The organism is Peribacillus sp. Hz7, assembly GCF_042136355.1.
Classification (GTDB): Bacteria; Bacillota; Bacilli; order Bacillales; family DSM-1321; genus Peribacillus; species Peribacillus asahii_A.
Genome location: NZ_JBHHJV010000009.1, coordinates 1 through 24526, shown reverse-complemented (window position 1 = coordinate 24526; position 24526 = coordinate 1). Strand labels below are relative to the sequence as shown.

Here is a 24526-nt window from a genome sequence, read left to right as displayed (position 1 = left end):
ACTCACTTACTCGTTTCTTTCCGAACAATTGGAGCTACCTCCGTCGCCAACAGTTCAATGCCTTCAGCTACTTTCTCAAACGGCAGTCCCCCTATGTCCATTTGTGCTAAGAAACGACTATGCCCGAAAAGCTCATATTGGTGAAGAATTTTCTCGGCAATCTGTTGTGGACTACCAACAAACAAAGCAGTACCCGGACTCGTCATTTGCTCAAAATCTGCTCTTGACATCCTAAACCCCATCCCTCGTTGACGATTAACGTATGACCAGTAATTTGAATAATAGGGATAGAACTCTTCCTTAGCTCGCTGGGTTGTCTTTGAGATGTATCCATGGCCTGTTACACCAATCTTGAGATTTTTCAAATCGTGTCCGGCCTCGATGCCGGCTTTATAGTATAGATCAACCAGCGGCTTAAATCTCACTGGATTGCCGCCGAGGATAGCTAATGCCATACCAGCTCCTAATTTACCGGCACGGACTGCACTCTCCGGTGTCCCCCCAACTCCAATCCAGATTGGCAATTGACTTTGAGCAGGTCGCGGTGCAATTTCAGCTTCCCTTAATGAGGAGCGAAACCGTCCATTCCAAGAGATTCTCTCGTTTTCATTCAGCTTTAAAAATAAATCCATATTTTCTGAAAACAGTGCATCGTAGTCATTTGTGTCAAAACCAAAGAGAGGAAAAGATTCCACAAACGCTCCCCGGCCAGCGATGATTTCTGCACGACCATCCGAAAGTAAATCTAAGGTTGCAAAGTCCTCGAACAAGCGAACCGGATCCACTGTGCTTAGCACAGTAGTGGTACTTGTCAATTTAATTCGCTTAGTTGCTTGGGCAATGGCTGCCAAAACAACTGGAGGAGCTGATACCGCATAGTCTAATCGATGATGTTCCCCCACCCCGAAGACATCAAGTCCAGCCTCATCAGCAAGCTTTGCGGCCTGAATGATTTCCTTGATTCGCTGATGAGCACTAACTGTTTTTCCTGTATGAGGATCAGGACCGATATCTGCAAGCGTGTAGAGACCAATTTCGATTCCTGTATGTTTCAAACCCTCAGAAGCTTCCATATATACATCTTCCTTCCGCTAAATCTCTAACAGAATTCGATTCCCAGAAGGATTGTGATTAATGCAATAACATAAGCCATAAACCCTGGAATCCCAATGCTGTCAAAAAAGCTGAAAGTGCTAGTTATTCCACCTTGAAACTTTGATAACCCATGACTGAAGAAAATAAGTCCTAAAACTGCACTTCATATAACTTTTCCTAACTCATTTTTTATTTCTTTTAACTACTTTTAAGTTACTTTATGTAAGTTAGTTTATTTATAGAAATTAATTTTGTCAAGTAAGTTTATAATAAATTATTACTAATAAATAGATATGTAGTATAGTATAAATAGAAGGATGTAAAAATATACGACGCAATCTATTATTTGTCCTAAATTTGAAATGATTTATTTTTTACTATAGTTGTTTAACTTGTCTGCAAAATAAAAAATGTGAAAAGAGGAATGAAAATGACTAAGCAAACACAATTAGGAAAAACAGATATATACGTCAATCCGATTGGACTTGGAACGAATGCTGTCGGAGGTCATAATCTTTACCCTAATTTAAATGAAGAGGCAGGAAAAGAGTTAGTGCGATCAGCAATTAATCACGGGGTTAACTTTCTAGATACAGCATTCATTTACGGACCAGGGCGTTCTGAAGAATTAGTGGGAGAAGTCATGAAAGAAACAGGAAAACGCAGCGACATTGTTATTGCCACCAAAGGTGCACATAAATTTGTTGGACAAGATGTTGTGATCGACAATTCTCCGCACTTTCTAAAACAAGCTGTTGAGGAGAGCTTAAAACGTCTGCAAACGGATTACATCGATTTATTTTATATACATTTTCCGGATAACGATACACCAAAAGATGAGGCGGTTGGTGCACTAAAACAATTGAAAGACGAAGGAAAAATTAGAGCGATTGGTGTTTCTAACTTCTCAATGGATCAGTTAAAAGAAGCAAATACAGACGGGTATGTCGATGTTTATCAAGGTGAATATAATTTATTACAACGATCTGCGGAAAAAGAATTACTCCCCTATACAGCAGAGCAGAATATTTCATTTATACCTTACTTCCCTCTAGCAGCTGGCATATTAGCAGGTAAATACAATAAAGACATGGTATTTAATGACCTTCGTTCACAAATGCCGCATTTGCAAGGAGCAGCATTTGCACAAAACTTAGAAAAAGTAGAAAAGATACGTAAAATTGCTGATGCTAAACAAACAGACGTTGCCCATATCGTCTTAGCTTGGTATTTAACACGCGCTTCCATTGACGTTGTGATTCCAGGTGCGAAGAGAGCGGGACAAGTACTAGATAATTTAAAAACATTAGATGTTCAATTAACAGCAGAAGAGATTCGAGACATTGATTGTACTTTCCAATCATAAAAAACATAGAAGAAATCACATATGACGGAAGTGTACAAACCGTTATTCGAACCATTCACTTTCCTGAATCGAGTTTATCAAAAACGTAGCTCTGTTATATTTTTACTTTTGAACAATTCATAATATGAGGTAGTACCAGCGAAGCTGTCACCACGTGCAATACGTAAATGTCAAGATTACAATAAGTTATTTAATTTTAATACTTCAAACACGTATACCCCCGTCCTGTTTTAGATGGGGGTAAAATTATGTTTATAAAGGATGCTTTAGCAATAAAGTCATTTGAAAATCTAAGTTTTATTCTGCAATCGCGCCCTTTAATTGAATAACTAAAGTCTGACCTCACTCATAATATTACTTAATTCTTCTTCAACTAACGCCCTCTTTAGTGTAAGTACATCTTTTCACATTTAATCTAAATCAAACGCAAACTTAAAACCTGCAAGTTTAGCTTATCAAATACGTTTCATGAATTCCTTTTTCGTTGGGCACATGAACTGGACATATTTTAAAGAATCCAGTTGCAACAATATATTATGTCTTCTAGTTTGAATCCCCTCTTTTTAACTTTAGTAATGAAAATAAGCCAAAACTATGCAACTCTGTATAAAAAGTTGCATAATATCAGCTCTAAGGATTTTATACGTTATAGAAGATTAGCTTTTCGTTACATTAACAGAGCCTTTCTAATTAAAAATTATAGGAAAAGTAAATGTAACGAAAGCTGCCCAAAGTCCGTAGACCGGCAAATACTTAGTAACGGCATCTTGGATAGTTGAAGGTCCGGATTTGTTTTGTAGAAAACGCATATAGGAGAGCATAATCCAAATTAGATTTGCCCAGATAAGTATGTTTACTCCTAAGACAGCAAGTCTATTAGGCGTAATCCCATAAGAAGAAAGTCTGAACACGATGGCTGATAAAGCCACACTGTCAATGATAAGTGCAAGAACAATTAAGGTAAAATTTATATAATCTGAAATGTTCTTTTTCTCGTCTGAGTCGCTCTCGATAATGGAAAATATGGTAACGGCCAATACACCAAGGAGTATTCCGTTGAAGGCTATCAGGAAATTGCGGTCCAAGAATGGATTTTTTCCGACCCATATAACCGTTATAAGATAGACCAACAATGTGACCAGGACAAGAGGACTAAAAATTTTAGCTATATATGGTGTAATATTCTTAGCAAGTTTAAGATTCATTGATACCAGGTATGCAGCCACAATAGCGAGAGCGGCAGCACCAAATAAAACGACATTACTAAAATAGAAGTCTTCTATATCCAAGCCAACAAAGCTAAATAACCGCATGGTTAATGCTGCTAGTACCATTCCACTAACTGCCATGCTGGCGTAGAGAATACAATATTCCAAATTAAATTTAATATAGGCTAATCTTGTACTGCCTTTTGAATATTCATTTCCTGTAAATGCAAGCCCTACCAATACCCATAAGAATATGGGAAGGTGTAAATAAGCAAGGATAATACTGTCTTTATAATTTAATGGCAGCATATTAAGATAAAACCCGGAAATTAGAAACAACGCTGCAAGGGAATAAATAACACTTTTTTTCGGAGTATTATTGTAAACAAAATAGGCAGCAATAAAGGGAATTATACCAAAAGCCAGGTTAATTGGAGCAATTGCTTCCTGTTCGACAAAATGGAAAATGATCCTGGTGCTTATCCCGGCCAGAATGGCTAAAATGACCATGAATAAGAAACCTTTTTGAAGCAAGGAAGGCTTTTCTGTATTTGCCGTCTCCTTGAAATGCAATCTTTCATACCAAACACCAAGAACCTGAGAATCAGGATTTTGTTCCCATGCGTGTGAGAATGACTTTTTAAAAGCTTTCGGGTCTTTTCTATATATTCTCTCCAACTCATGGGGGTTAGCAATATTTTCAATAATCAAATTGTTAATGTCCATAGTTATACCTCCCCTAATAATTGTTATATTAAGTTTCCTCCACGATGTTTAACTGTCTTCGTCACTTTTGTATTCTAAAATATCTCCAGGCTGACATTCTAAAGCCTTACAAATTGCCTCTAAAGTGGATAATCGAATCGCTTTTGCCTTGCCATTTTTCAATATAGAAAGGTTCGCCATTGTTATTCCAACCTTCTCCGAAAGTTCTGTTACGCTCATTTTCCTTTTGGCTAACATCACATCAATATTGATTATAATTGCCATTGTTATTCACCTCAGACCGTTAAATCATTTTCTGATTTGATATTAATTGCTTCTTGTAAAAGTTTTTGGAGAACAGCTGCAAAGACTGCGATAACCATCGAAGCAAAAGGAACAACCAATCCGACAAAGATAACTCCTGGTGCGTCGTCTACTTCCGCAAAGATATAGAAGAGCGGCCAAACTAGCACATGCAAAATACTGATTGTGATGGCACAGTATTTGATTTTCTTTAAAGCTTTTACAGATAAATCGGAGAAAGCTTTATTTTTGTCAATATAGCGTAAGAGTTTGAAAGCCTGATACAGAGCAAAGTAAAAAGGTATCGCCGATGCATCAAAAGCGATGAAAACGAGATATTTTATAAAAGCAAACTCTGGAAGCAATTTTGCTGCAAGATTCGCCATCTCAGGCACCAAAAAGATGCACAGAGCAAGAACTGGGACTCCTAGAAGAATAACAGCTATTTTTAAAAACAACGTTATTACTTTTTCCATAAAAAGCACCTCACTTATTTATTCTGATTTTGATTTTAATATAAATTTTATCGTTTCACAATAAATTTTTATTAATTTGAATAACATTTTTATTGTAGGTTTTGTTTTAAGCAAAAATAAAAAGCATTTCTCATTCAAAGAAGTGCTCTATAACTTTAAACTATTAAATTTATAACTTGTACAGCTAACCCCGTTAGTCAGCTGAATAAGAAAAAGCCACCAAGAATTTTTGGCAGCTAGATCTTCGAATCTTTCCCTCGGTTAGTTCAAATTCAAACTTCTCAATTTCATCTGAAGCATTTCTTGTTTCAAAACCCATCTTTCAGGATTTGGAGGATCATTCCATCACTTTTTTACTTTTATTATCTCGGGTATGGTCGTCCAGTACATTGGGTCTTCTAAGCCAAGTCGCCAAATCCCGATTCCCCGTAAGTTATATTTTTCTACAAGGTTTAGCTTAAACCGCAGACTATGGCTATTCTCAAACCAAGCCTGGTGGCTATGATGTTTTTTATCTACGTAACTGAAATGAGGTGTTTGCGAACGAGAGTCCCATATAACTTTAGCTTTATATTTTGTTTTCTGACCCATTAACATTGCATAGGAGCTATACAAGGTTTTATTTGCTGTTGTATCCCAGTCCCATCCATAACCAGCGATACCGAGTAAAATTTTTGATGGTGGTACTCCATGTTTCAAAGCATAACGAATCGTTGCTTCTGTCCAATTGACTGATGCTGTTGACCCGGGTGTTGTTCTTGGATTGTGCTCATCGTATGTCATAATCATTAATCTATCTGAAAATAGACCAAGCTTTTCGTAATCAAACCACGATGACCAGGGATTAGCACGGGAATCACCTGTGTTTGCCGGAACCGAAACCGTAACCACTTTTCCATCTCGATGCAGAGCATCAGACAATTTTTTTATCAGCAGACTAAAGGAATCTCGGTCAGTCAAATACAAATTTTCCATGTCAATATTAATACCGTCATATTTAAACTGATTCATTTCATTCCGTAAGTTCTGAATGAAAACATTGCGGTTTTTATCGTTATGGAGTATATTACTCGCTACCTGCTTTCCCTTCTCCTCGGTTTCATAAAAGAGATTATGTACAACCATATATACCTTTAAGTGTTTTTCATGAGCACTCTGAATAACCATTCTTTTATGATCTACTGTAACCGAATCTATAAGATTGCCTGGTCGTTTATCATCAAGCTTATACCAAAAGGGTGCAATGATACTTAAATTAGTGAATTGTGAGTTAACTGTAGGTTGAGACCCTGGTAATGTTCCTTCCTGTTCTGTGTAGAAGCCTAAAACCTCGCGAGGAGTTTTATCCGTACTGTATTCTTCGTCTTTTCTTTGTGACTGACTACAGGAAGACATTAGTAAAAAAAACCATGCTTAAAGAAATGATGGTGAATGACCGATAACAATTTTTCGCCATAATACACCTTCTTCTAATTTGTATATTTCTTAAATTGCTTAGAAAAGTTGCAACTTATTCACGAATTGACTTCCCCCGTAATGGTCTCGGGAACAAGACCATCACAAGTTAATTTAAGTAGTTCGGTTTTGAAGTACAAAAACGCATTTAGAAGGCAAAATCGAAACAGCATTAGCAACCGAATTAATATTGTAAATAACATTAAAATTGGCATAAAAAAACGCTCAGAGCGAATCACTGAGCGTTTTTTTATAATATTTATTCAAATAAAGCACCTGTTTCTTAAATAAATCATTTAAATCGAAAAAATGGCGACATATCTTCACGAAGATGGTGGATATAAAAATAATCATTACTTGCTGGGTCATAAACGTAGCCCTTTTTCCACTCATCAATGTTCTCTATTATTTCCCTTATCGCCTGAATAAAAGTTAGTATTTCTTCATCTGTCATAATTGGATGTATTGAAAATCGGACCCACCCAGGTTTAGCAGACATATCTCCATGAGTAATTTTTTCAGTAATTTGTTTGGAAGTAGTTTTATCGATATTTAAGAGATAATGACCATACGTTCCAGCACATGAACATCCCCCTCTTACCTGAATACCATATCTGTCGTTTAGAAGACGAACAATTAAATTATAATGAATGGCTTCAATATAAAACGAGACTATACCGATTCTATCCTTAATGTTTCCAGCTAATATGTGGACCTCTGGAAACTTTTCCAAATGGGAAAATAAAAGACTAAGCTGCTCTTTTTCTCTTTTTAAAATATTATTTATTCCCATTTTACTTTTCAAATTCAAACAAAGTGCTGTCCGAATGGACTGTAGAATCCCCGGAGTACCGCCATCTTCCCGCATCTCTATGTCGTCGAAATATTTGTGTCCCCCCCAAGGATTGGTCCATAACACCGTTCCTCCGCCGGGATGGTCTGGGACTTTATTTGTATAAATTCTCGAATCAAAGACCAATACTCCACTTGTCCCGGGACCTCCTAAGAACTTATGTGGTGAGAAAAATATCGCATCAAGTTTCTCAAGCGGGTCTTCCGGATGCATATTGATCTCGACATATGGTGCTGATGCTGCAAAATCAACAAAACAAAGTCCTCCATGTTGATGCATAAGCTTGGCAAGCTTGTGATAAGGGGTTTGAATTCCTGTTACATTTGAACACGCTGTAAAGGAACCTATTTTCAGTTGGCGGTCCTTATAAACATTAAGCAGTTGTTCTAAATGATTTAAGTCCACCCTTCCTTCCCTATCCGGGTTTATCAATATGACTTCCCCAAGTGTTTCGAGCCAAGATATTTGATTCGAATGGTGTTCCATATAGGTCATGAAAATGACCGGTATTTCCCTTTCTGGAAGTTGCAGATAGTTTCTCCAAATCTCTGGTACTCTTAGCCCTAAGAGTCGTTGTAGTTTATTGACCACCGAGGTCATCCCAAAACCATCTAGGATTACGACATCATGTTTATCTGCATTAACATGTTCCTTAATAATTTTTTTGGACTGCTTGTATAGCCCAGTCATCATTAAACTGGTTATATTCGACTCTGAATGGGTATTCGCCATAAAAGGTCCAAAATCCACGGATATTTTTTTTTCGATAGGCTGATATAATCGCCCGCTTGCTGTCCAGTCGGCATAAATGATTTTCTTTTTTCCATAGGGGGAATCAAATTCTTGGTTCAATCCAATCACATGTGAACGGAATGGTTGAAAATATTCTTCAAGGGTTTTCGGGAATCGAAACGTTTTACTTCCAATGTTGGCTGTGATCATTTGTTCCACACCTTACACTTTTTATTCTGTATTCAATATATGCAAGGCTCTTTTGCATAGTTTATTATTATTTTCAAACCAAAAGAAGGACAGTTTAGATAAATCCTTTACCTTTTAACTAACTCACATTAACTTATCTCTATTTTTAAAGTTTGAGAAAATATCAAACTTTATATTTTCCCCCTTTTTATTAATTCATCTCTTATTAAGCTAGTCGAGTAGAAGGGAATCTCTCTACCTCGCGGTAGATTGTATTCCTCCCCCCCCCCCACAGAACCGTGCTTGCGCAATTAACGCACACGGCTCCTCCTAGTTACCATTCACATAATATAGCTAATCTCTTTTCTTAAGTCATATATGTTAACCTTAATTCTTGCGTAAGGTAATGGGTATTTATTAAGAAAGAGTCTGAATTTATCCCAAGTAAATGATTTCCTTTGACTTCTTCTATTGAGCCATTTAAACAGTAAGTATCCGATTTTGTCTCTAAATTTGTTTACACTTTGGGTATTATCTGTGATGCAATAATAATTGTAATAACCTATAAGAGAGCGTCTAAATCTATCCATAATTATATGAATATCTTTATTTCTATTAATCTTCAACCATTCCTTAGATTCTTTGAGTTTGCCTTGGACTTTCTTCCTGCTTGACTTCCGTTTCACTCGGAAATTACCTTGTTTACTTTTCCCACAATAGTGTGTAAAGCCTAGGAAATCAAAGGTTGCTGGTTTACTGTTTCCCTTTTGTTTTGCATCTTTCTCCGCAAACTTTCCAAAGGGAATAATTTTAGTTTTATCCTCAGCTATTTCTAAGTTAAATTTCTTTAATCTAAATTTTAATGATTCGAAGAATTGTTCAACTTCACTTTTAGATTGAAAACAACAAACAAAATCATCTGCATATCTCACTATGTACGCTTGTCCTTTGCACTTTTTTCTAACCCTTTTCTCAAACCATAGGTCGAGGACGTAATGAAGGTAAACGTTGGCTAATATCGGAGATATTACTCCACCTTGCGGTGTGCCATTATCTGTCTTGTATTTCTTACCATCCTCCATATATCCACCTTTAAGAAACCTACCAATTAATCTTAGGAGGTTAGGGTCAGAGATTCGCAGTTTTAAGAACTCCATCATCCATGTGTGGTCAACGTTGTCGAAGAATCCTTTGATATCTACATCTACTATATAATTTACTGACCTCTTTTCAATGTAATAGTTCAGTATTTTCAAAGCATCATGGCAATTACGGTTTGGACGGAATCCAAAGGAACAGTCTAGAAAGTCACTCTCATAGATGGTATTTAATATCTTTGTAATGCCTTTTTGTACAATTTTATCTTCATGTTCTGGTATTCCCAATGGTCTTTTCTTGTCTGAATTGAGCTTTGGAATATACATTCTCCTTACTGGAACAGGACGATAACTTTTGCTTTTAAGCCTATTTACTAAAACCTCTACGTTTTCTTTTAGATTTTCATTGTATTGTTCTTTAGTTGTACCATTAACCCCAGTTGCCTTTTTATTTGGTAACTCATGATGACATTGAATTAGTGATTGCCCATTTAATAAATGTGCAAGGGATGTAAATTTCACTTTAGGATCAGATTTTGCTAATTCTGCTATCCTTAGTAGTTTTGTTTCCATTTATTATCCCTACCTCTGTGTGTAGTAAATGTGTCCCTAGTAAGGGTGATAACTGGTAGCTAGCCTTTCCTCCATCGGCATTACCCAACTTCATTGGTACTACGCTGCTATCCGACTCCCTACACGGCATTTGGTTTCCTTACTTGTTATCGCTTGTACACCATACTCTTCTAAAAAAAAGAAAAGACCGGTAGGGTCTCCCGAGTTGCCGTATCATATCAATGTATAACGTGCCAAGGTCTCTGACTCCAGAGAGGTTTCATTCTTCTTGCCTTTTTAGCTTTCTGCTGCAGGTAAAGCATCAGCCCTCTCCAATTACTAACATTATGGACCTCAATCCCTTCAACCATTTGGCTTTCGGCCCGCTACCTAACTGTCTACGCTTAAAGACTAAAGTTACCTTTAGCCCTCCAAGACTCGCTACGAGCGAATGGCTAGTTCTTACTCGACCGGAATCCCACCCGCTATATGACACGACCTAAGCTCGGCCGCACACCTGCATCGTTAGCACAAGAAGAAAAGCTGCCTTCGATAGCAGCTAGATCTTAAACATAAGCACCCGTTCGCTTAAGTACAATTATTCACAAATTTATAGCAAATAGCTGATTCTTGTTACAGGAAAGCGCCCGTTAATTAAATACTATCAGATCCTCGTTATAGCGAAATTAGGAATCCAGTTTCATTCTGTTTATTTTACGATGTAAAACAAGTCCCCCCTTCTATTTGTGTTGTCTAGCATTGATTATGAAACGCTTTTTTGAACATATATAATAATCGTTAATCAAAAATCCAGGACTTTAAAATGGTAAAATTGCATGATTTTTTATTATAATAACAGTGGTATTATTTGTTAATAGGTACTTACTTGCACTCTTTCATTCAAAGGGGGGTTGCTATTATTCTATTAATTACGATTACAAGGTTCTAATATCTTGTTATGAAAAGACTGATTTTTAGAGTACATTGCTCAAGTTTGAACAATCAGTCTGGAAATTCCACAATCAATACACTACAATATGTAGTGGAAGGTGAGTAAATTGAATATTAAGAACTTTAAATATAACGAAGCTGGCCTTCAGCGCTTCTTCGGTCCTTTAGAATCAAGAATCATGGAGATTCTCTGGGATGGAAGAGAACGAAGCATTAAAGAAGTCCTGCATCATTTAGAAGACGACAAACCAATTAATTTTAATACGGTTATGACTGTAATGAAGCGGTTAACAGATAAGGGGATTTTAGAAAAAAGAATGCAAGGAAGACTTTCATTATTCCGTCCTATTCAATCAAAAGAAGAATTTATGGAAGAACAGTCGAAAAAATTAACAGAAAATCTTCTTGATGAATTTGGTGGTTTAGTCATCAACCATATGCTTGATGCCATACAAGATGTAGATCAAGAATTACTGGATAAACTAGAACAAAAAATTAAACAATTAAGAGGAACGAAGCCATGAGATGGTGGAAGCATAAATCTATATTTATCATAAGCTTAAGTCTGTTGATTACGATTCTTGTTTGGAGCCAAATCGGGATGTATCTGGCTCATGTTCTTTTAGGGACAAACCTAGAGAAGAATCTTTTTACCCTTTGTCTCAGTTTGTTTGATGAAAATATATCTATTCAATTCATAATTAGTATGTTTTTAAATGTATTAATTGCTTATACGATATTGATGACACTTATTAAAATCGGGCACCAATATTTTTTATTGAGAAGGTTTAAAAAGAAAATTTCTCAGATGGTTGATACCGATTTGACAAAGCTTCTAAATAGAAAATTCCATAGGCATAAATCGGATATCCTGGTCATGCAAGATCATCAGCTACTAGCTTTCACAATAGGATTTAGAAAATCTAACATTGTCCTTTCTACAGGTTTAATCGAAATCCTCGAAGAATATGAATTGAATGCAGTCATTGAACATGAAACATCCCATCAAAAAAACAATGATTCGCTCAAGATTTTTACCCTGCAGCTTATTTCACAGACTATATGGTTTATTCCACTGACCAAATGGGCTTATCAGAATTATAAAATCATCAGTGAGTTGTTAGCTGATCAATATGCCATTCATAAAACGGGTTCCGAAGCAGCATTAGGAAGTGCGCTGTTAAAATTAATTAAACATCACTTTAACAGAAAACCCTCTCCTGTACTGGCTCATTTCTCAGATGAATCGGTAAACTACAGGCTGAAACAATTAGTGAATCCACATCAGGCTATTCCGATAAAGCTGAAAACAACTTCGATTATGGCTTCGGTCCATATAATGCTTCTTATGACAGTTATGATTCTAGTGACTATGAGTTAATGGTCACAGTTTTTCTGTCCTAAACACTACATAATGTAGTGTAATAATTTATTGAGAGGAGAATGAATGATGAAAAATACTCAAGAAATCGGTTCACTTTTATTAAGGCTAATACTAGGATTTACCTTCTTTATGCATGGGTTGGATAAATTCCAGGGCGGTGTTGAAAATGTTGCGGCGGGGTTTCCTGCCATGGGGTTGCCGAGTTTTTTGGCCTACATTGTTGCGTCCATTGAATTAGTGGGCGGGACTGCGTTGATTTTAGGTTTGTGGACAAGAATCTTTGCTGGTTTAATGGCGTGCATCATGCTGGGTGCGATCTTATTCGTGAAGCTAGACAGTGGCTTTCTGGGAGGATTCGAGTTTGATGTTGCTCTACTAATCATCGGTATCCAACTACTCTTAAACGGAAGCTCACTATTAGCATTAGATTCCAAACTGCCACAAATAAAGTTATTTTCTACGCAAACCGTCCATGACGACACTAGAGAAGGAATAAACTAAGAACAAAATCGTAAACGCGACCTTATTTCCGTCCCAAGTGAAGTAAAATCACTTGGGACCTTTTTAGCTCTTTATATTGTTATACTCCCCTTAATACTACTCGAGAATATCTAAAAAGCACTCTAATGAGTGGCTCTAATATGCCCTAAAAACCTTCAATCTAGTAAAAACTCACTATCATTTAATTTTAAAATAGCCTTACAGAATCTTGTCCGTTTTGGCAGAAAGTAATCACAACACCCAATCAAATTTTTCAAAATTATTTTTGTTTTGCAGCAAAAAACTCTGCTATCTTTTCCTGAGGAACCCCCGTACTAAACGATAAAGCAAATTGGTTCATACTATCTTGAATCGCAGTATCGAGTGAAGTATTCTGCCACGTTTCAAAAAGGACTTTTTGCTGTTTGATAGTAACTCTATGATTTACAGCAATTCTGCGTGCAAAAGATTCAGCAGTTGCTTTCAATTCAGATAATTCTACCAGTGCATTCAAAAAACCAAACTGATTTATTTCCACTGCGCTGACAGCGTCACCTGTAAGCAGCATCTCTTTTGCACGACTTAGCCCAATGTGCTGTTGGAGCAAAACAGAATCTAAAACAGATGGAATACCTAACTTTATCTCCGGCATAATAAAAACTGAATCCTTGGCAGCTACTCGAATATCAGCTGCCATTGCAATTTCCATTGCCCCGCCTATACAGTAGCCATTTATAGCTACAACTACAGCTTGTGGAATTTTACGAACCAGTTCACAGACCTGCTTTAATAAAGAAATAAGTTCATATCCAGTTTGTGGAGTTAGACCTATAAATTCATTGACATCCATTCCTGCTGAAAATGATTTCTCTCCGCTGCCAGTTATAATGACAACGCTTACTTGCTCATTATTCTTTAACATTTGCAAATGTTTAATAAGATCTATTAGCATATCTCTCGATAAGCAGTTTGCTTTAGCAGGGTTGTTTAAAGTAATCCATTCAATATTTCCTTCTCTTTCAAACAATAATTTTTGACTCATGAATAATCCTCCTACCCCTTGAAATATTCTAATACCATTCGTCATAAATAAAAAATCCCCTTTTATGGAATAATATTACTATTTATATCAAAATTCTTTTTTTCTAGAAAGTCAACATTTTATATAAAAATCCTAAACAGATAACTAAACGTACAATAAAGCGATAATGTTTTCACGAAAAGATTTACTATCCTCAATATCCCACCACTGGTACAAGTATACTAATGACGTCTTCTGTTTATTTATGATACATTTAGTCTCGTAGTTGATGAACAACTAAACATGAAATGGTGAGTAGTCGCGGCTCATGGTTTACATGAGTTGAGGAAAGTCCAGGCTCGCCCGGTGCTGAGATGCCCGGAGTGTTCTTGCCATCTGTAAAGGTGGGCAGCAGACTTCGTATCTGCTGACGGCGGAGAAATCATGCTAAGTCCAAAAAGGATATGCTGAGAGTAACCTTAAAGTGCCACAGTGACGAATTCTTCTGGAAACGGAAGAAGTGGAACGAGGTAAACCCCAAGAGCGAGCAACCCAAATTTAGGTAGGGGCACCATCCAGCGGGAATAACGAACTAAAAGGATGGATTGATTGAACAAATCAATAGTTATATGACTGCACCTGGTTGTGCGAGATTGGCATCGTTATTAGCACACAGGAACAAAACCTGGCTTATAGCCATTTCATGAGCCGAATTCATCAATACGATTATGCTAAATAACAATAACCATTATCGTTCGGTTGTAACTCTTATTAGAAATAAGATAATCGGTCAACTAAGGATAAATCCCTTCGAGTGTGCCGTTTATTCACATAGAATATAGTCTAGCTCATACATACCGTGCTAGATGGGGAGTTGGCGGTGCCCTGTAACCCGCAATCCGCCATAGCGGGGTTGAACTCCTATTTGAGGTAGGAACATGTGAGGTCTGCCTTGTGAAAGCAGTGTTGACAATTGGGTCCTACGCAATGGAAACCTACGAAATTGGTCAGGTCTGGAAGGAAGCAGCCATAAGTAGTGATTTCGATGTGCCGTGGGGCAGCCTAATTAGAGCTAGCTTCCATAAGTAACGCTTGGTTGTTTCTATCAATGATAGGTGCACGGTGTTTAACTAATATGTAATGATTGTCAAATCGTTTAATACTATACTTCCCTGACTTTTACATACTCGATATTCGTACAAAGTGCATGTCAAATTCAATAGATACTATACTTACTGCTTTATTTTATACATTTATAATTTTTATGATTAACCACTATTTTTATCGGTTCATCTGTTTGTGGTTTCATCCCAACTTTAACAATCACAGAGTTTTCCCGCACTGTTAAAACTTCTCCCTTCTTACCTTTCTGTTCACCTTTTATTACTTGAATAGTTTCTCCTTCCTTCGCCTTTTTAATTTCACTCTTACCTACTGTTTTGTCTTCTGTCATTTTATTTCCTCCTTTATTAAGGGAATACTCCTTTTATTGCACTAATAAGTTGATGAGCTTTATTTATAAGCTTATCCTTCCCCATATGTATTTTTTTATCATTTGGCTCTGATAAACTTTAATGTTGATATTTGCATAAAATTAAGGGGAACCTATTTATCAAAGATTCCCCATCCTTTTGAAGCCTATTTATTGATTAATTCTGTACCATATGAGTTATCAATTGCACAAAGCCATTCGCCTTGTGGATTCTTCTTAAACACGTATGTTGCCCTTCTATCCATTGAATATTCTGAATCCTCTTTATCAGCATCAAGTAGCGTTTGAGATAAAACTAAAGCAGTATCTCCTGCTTCTAAAATAATCATTTCTCCTTGTGTTGGTACAATACTGTTGTTAAAGTATTTTGCAATTGCAATAAATGCTTTTTTGATTTCTTCTTTGCCTTGTGCAATCATTCCAGGCTTTACCACTAAAATTGCATCATCTGTATAGTAATTCATCAATGTATCAAAATCTTCTTGCTTTATTGCAAGGTCACACTTTTTAATTAGCTCTTTTAATTCGTGTTCCATAAAATATTCCTCCCACAAATAGTATCTTGACTAAATTTCACATCACAAACATCTGTTAAACTACCTTTTTATTAATACTCCCGATTGTGCTAATCAGAACACATTAAATTTAGACAATTGTAGGCAATGATGATAGAAAAAATATAAGAGCCTATTTCGTGGAGGAATTTACGGAAACATCTAACTTACATGGCATTGGTGTGGATATAAGCTCTCTCCCATCATGAAGAAGGACTTCATTTTACTTCACACGTAATTTTTGATCAATTCGAATCGTATACTTGTCATCAAGCTTGTTCCAACTTTTGATTTTTGCAATAGTTGTATCATACTTTTTAGCCAGTTTTGATACTGTATCACCTTTTAGAACTATACAGTATTCACAATCGTCATCAGCCTTCTGCTCTTTCAAATCGAATGCTTTAACCAATCCATTTACATGGCCTTTAGCAATTGCTCCAATGAAATCTTCACCCTTTAATTTAGCCGCATCATCTTTATTATCAATAAAACCACACTCTGTAAGAATTGCGGGCATATTAGACTCACGAAGCACATGCAAATTTCCTTGTTTCTTTCCACGGTCTTTCATATCAATCTGCTTTACCATTTCTGAATGAATCACATTTTGGTAAGCAATAGATTTAGAACTACCCGGATACACAAAATCCTCATAACCAACACCGCCGCCAGCATTAATGTGAATGGATAGGAAAAAGTCTGCTCCCCATACATTTGCGGCTTTAGTACGTTCTGATAAAGACGGATAAGTATCTTTTGTACGGCTCATTTTCACTTCTACGTTTTCATATGCAGCTAATAATTGTTTTACTCGTTTAGCAATCCTCAAGGTTAAATCCTTTTCGAGCAATCCATTTCCAACTGCTCCTGAATCTTTCCCACCATGACCCGCATCAATAAAAATTCTAACCATTATTTATTCCCCATTTCATCTATAATCATTTGTTTAATTTCAGAAACATCCTTAACTAAAGAAGAAAATACTTTGGCTTGCTCTTCAATAACCGATTAGTTTTTTATTGATGACTTCTTAATATTCCTCTTCACACTTTCTGTTATTTTTCATTGTACTAAACAACATCCAAACAAACAAAAAGGATAATCACCCAACAGAAAAAAAGCCCTGATACTAGAAATATCAAGACTTTGAATAGTTTAAAATTGAGATTGGTAGTTTTCAATTTCCCATAAATGAACAGCCGTGCGGTTTTCATTCTCTAACATATGAAAAACAAGATTGTAGATTTATTTTTGGAGATAAATTTATTTTACTCCTTACTTCCTTTGCGAAAGATTCGATTGAGAAATGTTTTCTTATTCTCAGGAGGCACTGGAAGAAAGAAACGATTCTTACTTGTTACATCAAGATAAGGTGTTAATATAGCAGTCTTCTCCTCTACAGAAGTTGCGGTATTTAGCTTTTCTTCAATTTTTGCAAAATGTTTTTCTGTTGAGCCTTTTGGCGTATAGACAAAACGTCCATCTGGAAACTCTTGTGAATCCATCGTTTCTTTTTCAGTATATGCATGGACAGACGGACGTGCCCAAAAAACATTTTTCCGCACCACATGTGCAGGACTTCCTGCAACTGCTACATTTGATGGGAGTGATTTTGTCACGAGTGACTTTGCACCTAAAATTGAACCTGTACCAACTTCTACTCCTTTTAGAATCATGACGTCCTGCCCAATCCAAATGTGGTCACCTAAGTACACACTCTTTGTTGGGTTAATCCGTTTTCGAGTTGTTCCATCATAGATTAAATGTGGATCCGCCAAACGAACGACTACACCACTTGAAAACATATTATCATGACCGATGAACAGATTTTTTTGCTCAGAGAGAAGAAATCTCGCTGCTCCATTAAATGAATAGTTGCGACCAAGGAAAAATGTATTATCATTCCAAACACTAACGCTCATCATTGCATTATGATTTGATTTACCAATGATGATGAGCGAGTTGTTGCGATTAAAATTTAGCGTTGCATTTTTAAATTTGGCTCCACGTTCAATAATTAACCGATTTCCTTTACCAACAAAGTTTATTTTGCTATTCACAAACGAAATCTCATCTTCAGTATTTCCTATAAAAAGTATTTCATTATCCGTTTTCGGTTTCTGTGATATTTCGGAAATAGTTTCCATGCTTTTCATACCCACTTTCAAAATGTTAAAAACGTGTTTATCAAAGAAGAACTTTAAGAAAAAGAGATATATCGCAATAATAGAAAGCTGTATTCGATACTAGCATATTGGTCCCTTCACACGCAACCCCTAGCCACTCTTAATGGTATAGTCATCATCAAGCTTGTTCCAGTTTTTGTTTTGCTGCTGTACTCTTTAGCAAGCCTTGATACGGTATCACCTTTTATGACTGTGCAATATTGATTTTCATCCACTTTCTTCTTTTTTGGACTAAAACATTTAACCGAACCAGTGAAATACCCTTGGGCGATATCTTCAATAAATGCGACCTTTTTCAAAATAGCAGCTTCATCAGGATTAGAAATATAAAGGCTTTCCGTCAGTAAAGCTAGCATATTCGTTGTTCTTAAAACTTGTAGATTCTTTTGTTGTGGTAAACAACCTCCAAACCAAAAAGCATAACCGTCCTCTTTTAAAAACATAGTAAAAAGATTGAAGAAAGCACAATAAATAAGTTTGAAGATTACATAAAAAAAGCCCCGATACTAGAGATATCAAGGCTTTGAATAGTTTAGAATTTAGATTGATAGTTTTCGATTTCCCATGAATGAACAGCTGTACGGTTTTCATTCTCCAACATAAAAACAATTCAAAGTTCTTATAAAACCCGTTTAATATCGCGATTCAATAAATGCCCTCAGCAAAATAAATCAAAATGTATAATGTGAAATCGGGCAAAAATCGGGTTATTTATCTCCTAGTATCGGGCAGTTAAAGAACTGCAAAACAAAAAAGCACAGCGTGTATAAGTAGTGCTACCAACACTCTTATACCGTCCGCCTACTCAGGATAGGCAAACACCATCCTCTAACGGAAACTCTAAACAAGCGCTTGTAAAGTCTTCAGTTTGTGATAAATCGTAACCTCCGACACATTCTTTACCCTTCAATACTTCAAGGTCTTTTTCCCCTTCGTTTCGTTTGAGAATCTCAACACCTACAAACGACATTTCATCGTTATCAACAAAAATATTAAACTGTTTTGTAATTTTTGATGGACGACAAAACTTTTCAATATAACGAATCGGTCAATGGGCCATTTCTTCATCGAAAACCCAGGGAAGTCTTCTGTACCTTGACGTTTTAAGTCATCAAGATGCCGTTGACACGCTTGGATATTCTTTTTACTAGCCTTAATATTACCTTTTACAACCTGTTCAGCATACCAAGTTGTTTTTAATGTAGGTGATGGCCTTTCAAGAATATAAAATTGCCTAACCTGTTCTTTACGCCAATTTTGATACCCTTTTGCAATGTCAGACGGTTTAGAATGCGTCGAAATCGTCACCAGATCCTAAACCTTCTTTTAATTTCTTTCTTTGGGCTGGCGTAAGTCCAAGTGATTTAAGCAAGTTGTTTAAAGTTTGTACCATCTTAGTCAATTCAATAGAAAGGGGATTTTTCACTAAGTTTGTCGCCCCTGCCTTATTTGTATATTCATACATAAGGTCCTTTTTCTTCATTTCTTTTTGTAAACGACGGTAAAAAGCATGTGTTTCGATATATAATTTAATCAATTCTTCATCGGACTCTTGATAAGATTCACCCAGATATTCTCTAATTTTCTTTGCAGTTGGTACGGCCATAATTTGTGTTACCCCCTTTCATGAAAAAAATCCATCGCGGTACAAACGATGGTCCCCCCTCGGTCCCCAAATGAGAAAATTTTTGAATTGAAAGACAGGGGGGCTATCTAGTAAGCGCATAATAAATTACATAGAACCAACTAAAGAATCCGTGAAGCATTGCCCACAATATTGATTTATGAATACTCCATGATATACAAATAGCCAACGCACATCCGAATGAGATACCACCTGACACAACTGTTTTATTGTTACTCATCTTCACTCACTCCTGTCTGTTTTTGAAAAGATATGCATCAGATTATCTCCGGATTTCTTTTTGAAGAAATTATTTTTATTTTTTTACTAACAGTCTCCGCTTTCTTCTTTCCCTTCTCGGGATGTTGTTTGTTATAACAAGCGTGGATAATCTGCAAGCTCTTTAATGTGATGGACCATATCGGCTAGCTTGATAGTCTCCTTGTCATAACAGTCCTGGCATAGATAATCGTCGCATTGTAACGCTAACGCTCGGACCTTTTCCCATGCTTTACTTTTATAAAAGGACCTCGACTCTTCATTACGTTTGTATTTGTCATATTGATTGTTATTCACAAACTATCACAATAACCACATTCGCATTTACGCGATTGTGAAACCTTTCTACCATCAGCAATAAAGAGTTCCTTTGCATCTAACCTCACCACAGTTAGGACATACGTTATTATCAATCTGTTCTAACTCTTCTGCTAATGCTGCAGCACGTTTGGAGATTGCTTTTAACCTAACAACAAATGCTTTTGAATTAACATCAATATCAACTGTGATTCCTGTGTCTCTTTTTATCCTCTATCCCTCCTAATTTAGACAAAACAAAAAGCACCCGTTAAATATCGGATGCTTTCTTTCCTAAACCTGCTAGTTTTATTTCCTTTTGCTCTAATACACTTTGCAATTTCGCCTCTTTTATTTCTAATTTAATCTTTTTCATGTTTAATAAAGCGTCTATTTCATGTTCTTTTAAACTATTTTTTTTAATCAAATTAAATGCATTTTTTAACTCGTCATCAATAAATCCTTCAGCGATTTCCCAAGCATTCTTTTCAGCTTGAATACTATTCCCTTTAATCCTTAGTAATAGCTCATCAACTCGATTGCTAAATGGATTTTCTTTTGCTCTCTCAAAACACGAATTACTATCATCATGTATAGCCTCTAGATTTTTGTCCTGTGCATGTCCAAGCTCATGTAAGAATATAATCTTCACATATAAATTAAATGGAATTAAGTATGCCCTTGCTTCTTCTCTTAATCGACGCTCATTAATGTATATCTTCCTTTCATTAATATCGAAATACATTTCATTGCTGTCTTCTTCGCTTGTGGATAGATCAATATTAAGAATCTCTAATTCTTGTAGAATGTTGCTGCAATATTTCAATAACTCACTCAAACCTATCACCTCGCTTAACTTACTTCGATAAAAGAAAATAAATACCTGCAAAGAAAAAGCACCCAATATGGATGCTTTTTAATTTATGTGATGTACCAACGCTATTCCATTTTGATTTTCAACTAACTTCATCGCACTTGTTGTTCCAAGCGTATATATAGTTGCATGATGGACACTTAAAACTAAATCTTGCAATATTTTATCATCCTCAAGTGCTGTAACAGTCAAGCCTAATTGAGCAGCTTTATCAATTGGAATATGTCTTGAATGAGATTTTGTTTCTGTGTAACTACCTAAATAATTCAAAATTACATCTGCATCTGCCTCAGGGTTAGCTCTTTCAGATAACATATTATCAACCAACCATTCTTTTACCATTTGCATTGACAATTGTATTGATTGTACACAGTGCCCAATTAAAGTAGGCGGATATTTTGCTATAATAGGTTGCCAAATATGAATATTTTCCGCAGAAGCAGCTATCTCTTGACGAGCTCTTTCAAACTCCGGAATTATTCCATGTGCAGGCATGCCACTTAACTGTGGATCTATTGGACCTATACTAGAGTGTTCACCCATAATAATTTCAGAGCAAGCACACGATATCATCGTACCAGCTGACATAGCTAACTGTGGCACAATTGCCCTAATATCATTTCCAAATATTTTTTTCAAATAATCCACAAGTGATTCTGTTGCCGCAATATCTCCGCCAGGCGTATGCAGAATTAAGTCTAATCCCTTTGATTCATCTAACCCGGATATCGTTGTCATAAATGCATTTTTATCATTATCATTTACACTAAAGTGAATCGCGTCTTGCTTACTATCAGTCTGTTTTTGTAACCATCCAGAATAATAAATAATAGTATTTCTACCAGTATATTGAGATAATTTCCCTAAATAAGATCGTCTAACTTTCTCAGCAGATCCCTCATTTAGTATTTCAGTCCTTAGTTCATGAAAACTTGGCATTAATTATTAATCTCCACTCTTTTCTGTATTATAAGAAAGACTAAATCTTGAGTAATTACCATTCTTTTTATCAGGCAATGCTGTTGTAGAAGTTGAAATACCATAGTTAGTAAATTTCTCACGCTTTTCACTTGTTTCAAGTCCTAATAATTCAAAAGTCCCATAGATTGCTTCTTTACTAAATAGCTCATAGTTAATCATTGAAAACCCCTCCCCTTACTTCAATAATATATATTGTCAGATGTCAATTAAATCCTTTTTTACCATAAATACCTTTAATTATATAAATTGTTATACTTTTTTATATTTTTTTTAAAAAAAATCCACTTTTTTTCTCTATTCCCAACCAATATATTGAAAATTTCATTCAGTAGAATCCTATTAAACAGTACTAAAGACCTTCAAATAATACTTTAATTATATTTTATGAATATAAAACCATTACTTTTAACCCTTATCTCTTTTAAAACTAATACAAGCAGCAAGAACGATTTCACTTGTTAAACGAAGCGCTGTGCACTTTATGTCTGCTTTATAAGATACAGAAAGGTTAACACCAGGTTTTCCACGCCCTTCTTCGGTAGCGTCTCTCCTTCTGCGGCGATGAACTTAATATTATTTTTTAGAGATATTCTCTCTAAGCTATTTTCGAATTATATTCAAACGCAACTTACAAAGAATATTAAAAGACGACACATTGTACCGCCCTTTGCTTTATTCTCGATGATATAAATTTAACATGTCTTAAAGCAAATAAATTATAAGTTTTTTCTATTATTTTTATCTACACAGGATTACAATATTAAGAGTATTTATCTTTAATGAAAGAGGGCTATATATTGTTCGATAAATTTCTTTTTAATAAGAGAACATTGTATTTATCCTTAATTTTAGTTCCATTATCTTTAATTATAGGAATTGGAATTATTAAAAAATGGGGAATTAATTTTGCAGACCTTGGTCCGTATGGTGATTTTTTAGCAGGTACTACAGTTCCAATTTTAACTTTTATAAGTTTCTTAGCACTGGTTATGACGCTGAACCTTCAAAAAGAGCAAATAGATAACCAACGTAAGGAATTTAAAGAAAATAGAGATGAAATTTATCAATCTTCTCTTCCTGAAAGAATACTCAATCTTGAAGAAGCAATTGATATAATAAGAGAAGCCATTAACGAAATTGAAATTTTAAGCAGAGAAGATTTCTTAGACCACTTAACTAAAAGCCCTAACGAAAGAGAATTAAAACTTTTTGGATTAAGTGAAAATTATGTATTAAAAGAAGAAGATACCTTCAAAAAAATTACCATAACAACGTCAAACGAAATTAGAAACCATGTTGTTAGAGTCAATACAGAATCTTATAAGACCTTTATAAAGTTTAAAAACGACTTATTTTTAATAAATTTCAACCAGAAAAGAACAATTGAAAGTGATTTCATTGCTTTTTATCAAAAAATAATGGAAATTTATACGGATAGTTACCCACTTCTTGTTATTTCTGGCCCTCTATCAGAGATTCCTTTGACTGACGATGAAAATAGAGAATTAAATAAATTAAAAAGCCAGTTATACAGAGTAGATCAAGAATGTATTCAGTTGTTGTCAAATGCCTATAATGAGCTAATGATAAATCTGAATAACATATTAGAAAAATTAATAAACGATTTAAAATAATAAAAGGCCCTAAGGCCTTTTTTACTTATGTTTTTTTCGTTATAACTATATTTAAATTTAGAGCTAACCGATAAAAAGCTTTCCAACGAATTTTAGAATATGTCATTGCACTTATAGGCGGTTGAAATTTATGACAATATATATTGAAATCAGTAAGATAATCCCCATCCTTTGACATATACCTTTCTTCAATCAAAAACTTTTCCATCTTCGGGATCCTACATACAGCCCTTTCTATTCGTTCACAAAAGTCTTTTCTGTATTTTCACTGGTCAGCATTATAAATAGCAATGCTCCCGGTCTGGTCCCAAGTTTGATTAGTTGATCCATGATACCGAGTTTCAGGGCTTGCAGTAATGGCTGCTTCCCTTTCCTCGAAAATGAGGTATTTATATAAGCGGTATTTCTCCAATTCGGCTTCTACAGCTGTTTGTGTTGCTTTTCTATCTAATTCAGGTAATTCAAAAACTCATCATATCCCCCATTTCTCAGGAACACCCTGAGCCACAACCCAGGGCGAAAAGATTAATGTTTGACTGCTGCATCTTCCATATCTAGTTGTTCAGGAGGAACACTTACTTCTCCATTTTCATCAATGGTATATTCCACACCTGTTTTTGTCAATATTGATTTGAGCCAGAGCGATCACTTCAAAAGCGAGCCACTTCATTCTGAGTTATTTCCATATTTAGGGGAGGATTAGGAGTTTAGGGTATCTGGCCCGAGGGGCCAGAT

General features: G+C 35.7%; 22 protein-coding genes, 2 other RNA genes and 2 pseudogenes. 7 read left to right on the top strand and 19 right to left on the bottom strand.

What is annotated here, in order from left to right; translation table 11 throughout:
* Positions 1-2: 2 nt before the first annotated feature.
* Together ACE199_RS13530 and ACE199_RS13525 are read right to left on the bottom strand one after the other, a co-directional pair.
* The gene (locus ACE199_RS13530) at positions 3-1073 is read right to left on the bottom strand and encodes an LLM class flavin-dependent oxidoreductase (RefSeq protein WP_375350228.1); all 1071 of its coding nucleotides are present in this window, start codon (positions 1071-1073) and stop codon (positions 3-5) included.
* Between the two features lie 38 nt (positions 1074-1111).
* Positions 1112-1240 (bottom strand): annotated as a pseudogene (locus tag ACE199_RS13525) (DoxX family membrane protein); the annotation flags it as partial.
* Between the two features lie 285 nt (positions 1241-1525).
* On the opposite strand from ACE199_RS13525, the gene ACE199_RS13520 reads away from it, so the two are divergent.
* On the top strand, positions 1526-2461 hold the full coding sequence (locus ACE199_RS13520) for an aldo/keto reductase (protein ID WP_375350227.1): 936 nt from the start codon (positions 1526-1528) through the stop codon (positions 2459-2461).
* Between the two features lie 686 nt (positions 2462-3147).
* Here ACE199_RS13520 and ACE199_RS13515 read toward each other — a convergent pair.
* The 6 genes from ACE199_RS13515 to ltrA form a co-directional block, all read right to left on the bottom strand.
* Entirely contained in the window at positions 3148-4395 is a 1248-nt protein-coding gene (locus ACE199_RS13515) for a DUF4153 domain-containing protein (RefSeq protein ID WP_375350226.1), read from the bottom strand.
* A gap of 48 nt (positions 4396-4443) precedes the next feature.
* Positions 4444-4659: a helix-turn-helix domain-containing protein gene (locus tag ACE199_RS13510; RefSeq protein ID WP_017153334.1), complete on the bottom strand. Its 216-nt coding sequence runs from the start codon at positions 4657-4659 to the stop codon at positions 4444-4446.
* 11 nt (positions 4660-4670) lie between these two features.
* Positions 4671-5153, bottom strand: coding sequence for a DUF2975 domain-containing protein (locus ACE199_RS13505; protein ID WP_127760487.1), 483 nt, complete (start codon positions 5151-5153; stop codon positions 4671-4673).
* Between the two features lie 345 nt (positions 5154-5498).
* On the bottom strand, positions 5499-6548 hold the full coding sequence (locus ACE199_RS13500; protein ID WP_375350225.1) for a glycosyl hydrolase family 18 protein: 1050 nt from the start codon (positions 6546-6548) through the stop codon (positions 5499-5501).
* Between the two features lie 352 nt (positions 6549-6900).
* Positions 6901-8403: an aminotransferase class V-fold PLP-dependent enzyme gene (locus ACE199_RS13495; protein ID WP_375350224.1), complete on the bottom strand. Its 1503-nt coding sequence runs from the start codon at positions 8401-8403 to the stop codon at positions 6901-6903.
* A gap of 320 nt (positions 8404-8723) precedes the next feature.
* Positions 8724-10052 (bottom strand): group II intron reverse transcriptase/maturase, encoded by a 1329-nt coding sequence (ltrA, locus tag ACE199_RS13490; protein WP_375350223.1) that lies wholly within the window; start codon positions 10050-10052, stop codon positions 8724-8726.
* Between the two features lie 1037 nt (positions 10053-11089).
* Between ltrA and ACE199_RS13485 the strand changes: the two genes are divergently transcribed.
* The 3 genes from ACE199_RS13485 (at position 11090) to ACE199_RS13475 (ending at position 12867) form a co-directional block, all read left to right on the top strand.
* Positions 11090-11506: a BlaI/MecI/CopY family transcriptional regulator gene (locus ACE199_RS13485; protein ID WP_375350222.1), complete on the top strand. Its 417-nt coding sequence runs from the start codon at positions 11090-11092 to the stop codon at positions 11504-11506.
* Positions 11503-12363, top strand: a complete 861-nt coding sequence (locus tag ACE199_RS13480; protein WP_375350221.1) for a M56 family metallopeptidase — start codon at positions 11503-11505, stop codon at positions 12361-12363. The genes ACE199_RS13485 and ACE199_RS13480 overlap by 4 nt, the downstream gene beginning before the upstream one ends.
* Before the next feature lie 69 nt (positions 12364-12432).
* Entirely contained in the window at positions 12433-12867 is a 435-nt protein-coding gene (locus ACE199_RS13475; protein ID WP_375350220.1) for a DoxX family protein, read from the top strand.
* 259 nt (positions 12868-13126) lie between these two features.
* On the opposite strand, the gene ACE199_RS13470 is transcribed toward ACE199_RS13475, so the two are convergent.
* Positions 13127-13888, bottom strand: coding sequence for an enoyl-CoA hydratase/isomerase family protein (locus ACE199_RS13470; RefSeq protein WP_375350219.1), 762 nt, complete (start codon positions 13886-13888; stop codon positions 13127-13129).
* Between the two features lie 286 nt (positions 13889-14174).
* Here ACE199_RS13470 and rnpB point away from each other — a divergent pair.
* Both rnpB and ffs read left to right on the top strand, forming a co-directional pair.
* Positions 14175-14565: RNase P RNA component class B (gene rnpB / locus ACE199_RS13465), an RNA gene on the top strand.
* Between the two features lie 159 nt (positions 14566-14724).
* Positions 14725-14990: signal recognition particle sRNA large type (ffs, locus tag ACE199_RS13460), an RNA gene on the top strand.
* Positions 14991-15107: 117 nt separating this feature from the next.
* Here ffs and ACE199_RS13455 read toward each other — a convergent pair.
* The 10 genes and pseudogenes from ACE199_RS13455 to ACE199_RS13410 form a co-directional block, all read right to left on the bottom strand.
* Entirely contained in the window at positions 15108-15320 is a 213-nt protein-coding gene (locus ACE199_RS13455) for a DUF2187 family protein (protein WP_375350218.1), read from the bottom strand.
* Between the two features lie 185 nt (positions 15321-15505).
* The gene (locus ACE199_RS13450; RefSeq protein WP_375350217.1) at positions 15506-15895 is read right to left on the bottom strand and encodes a YybH family protein; all 390 of its coding nucleotides are present in this window, start codon (positions 15893-15895) and stop codon (positions 15506-15508) included.
* Positions 15896-16136: 241 nt separating this feature from the next.
* Positions 16137-16829, bottom strand: coding sequence for an N-acetylmuramoyl-L-alanine amidase family protein (locus tag ACE199_RS13445; protein WP_375350216.1), 693 nt, complete (start codon positions 16827-16829; stop codon positions 16137-16139).
* A 355-nt stretch (positions 16830-17184) separates the two neighbouring features.
* Positions 17185-18063, bottom strand: coding sequence for an acyltransferase (locus ACE199_RS13440; RefSeq protein ID WP_375350215.1), 879 nt, complete (start codon positions 18061-18063; stop codon positions 17185-17187).
* A 116-nt stretch (positions 18064-18179) separates the two neighbouring features.
* The gene (locus tag ACE199_RS13435) at positions 18180-18545 is read right to left on the bottom strand and encodes an N-acetylmuramoyl-L-alanine amidase (protein WP_375350214.1); all 366 of its coding nucleotides are present in this window, start codon (positions 18543-18545) and stop codon (positions 18180-18182) included.
* Positions 18546-18922: 377 nt separating this feature from the next.
* A pseudogene (locus ACE199_RS13430) lies at positions 18923-19410 on the bottom strand (hypothetical protein); the annotation flags it as partial.
* Entirely contained in the window at positions 19388-19708 is a 321-nt protein-coding gene (locus tag ACE199_RS13425) for a P27 family phage terminase small subunit (protein ID WP_375350213.1), read from the bottom strand. The gene ACE199_RS13425 and the pseudogene ACE199_RS13430, both read right to left, overlap by 23 nt.
* 865 nt (positions 19709-20573) lie before the next feature.
* Positions 20574-21140, bottom strand: a complete 567-nt coding sequence (locus ACE199_RS13420) for a hypothetical protein (protein WP_375350212.1) — start codon at positions 21138-21140, stop codon at positions 20574-20576.
* A 78-nt stretch (positions 21141-21218) separates the two neighbouring features.
* A complete protein-coding gene (locus tag ACE199_RS13415) occupies positions 21219-22115 on the bottom strand; it encodes an SDH family Clp fold serine proteinase (RefSeq protein ID WP_375350211.1) in 897 nt (298 codons plus the stop codon).
* Between the two features lie 6 nt (positions 22116-22121).
* Entirely contained in the window at positions 22122-22316 is a 195-nt protein-coding gene (locus tag ACE199_RS13410; RefSeq protein WP_375350210.1) for a hypothetical protein, read from the bottom strand.
* 638 nt (positions 22317-22954) lie between these two features.
* Between ACE199_RS13410 and ACE199_RS13405 the strand changes: the two genes are divergently transcribed.
* Positions 22955-23791, top strand: a complete 837-nt coding sequence (locus tag ACE199_RS13405) for a hypothetical protein (RefSeq protein ID WP_375350209.1) — start codon at positions 22955-22957, stop codon at positions 23789-23791.
* Positions 23792-24526: the final 735 nt, after the last annotated feature.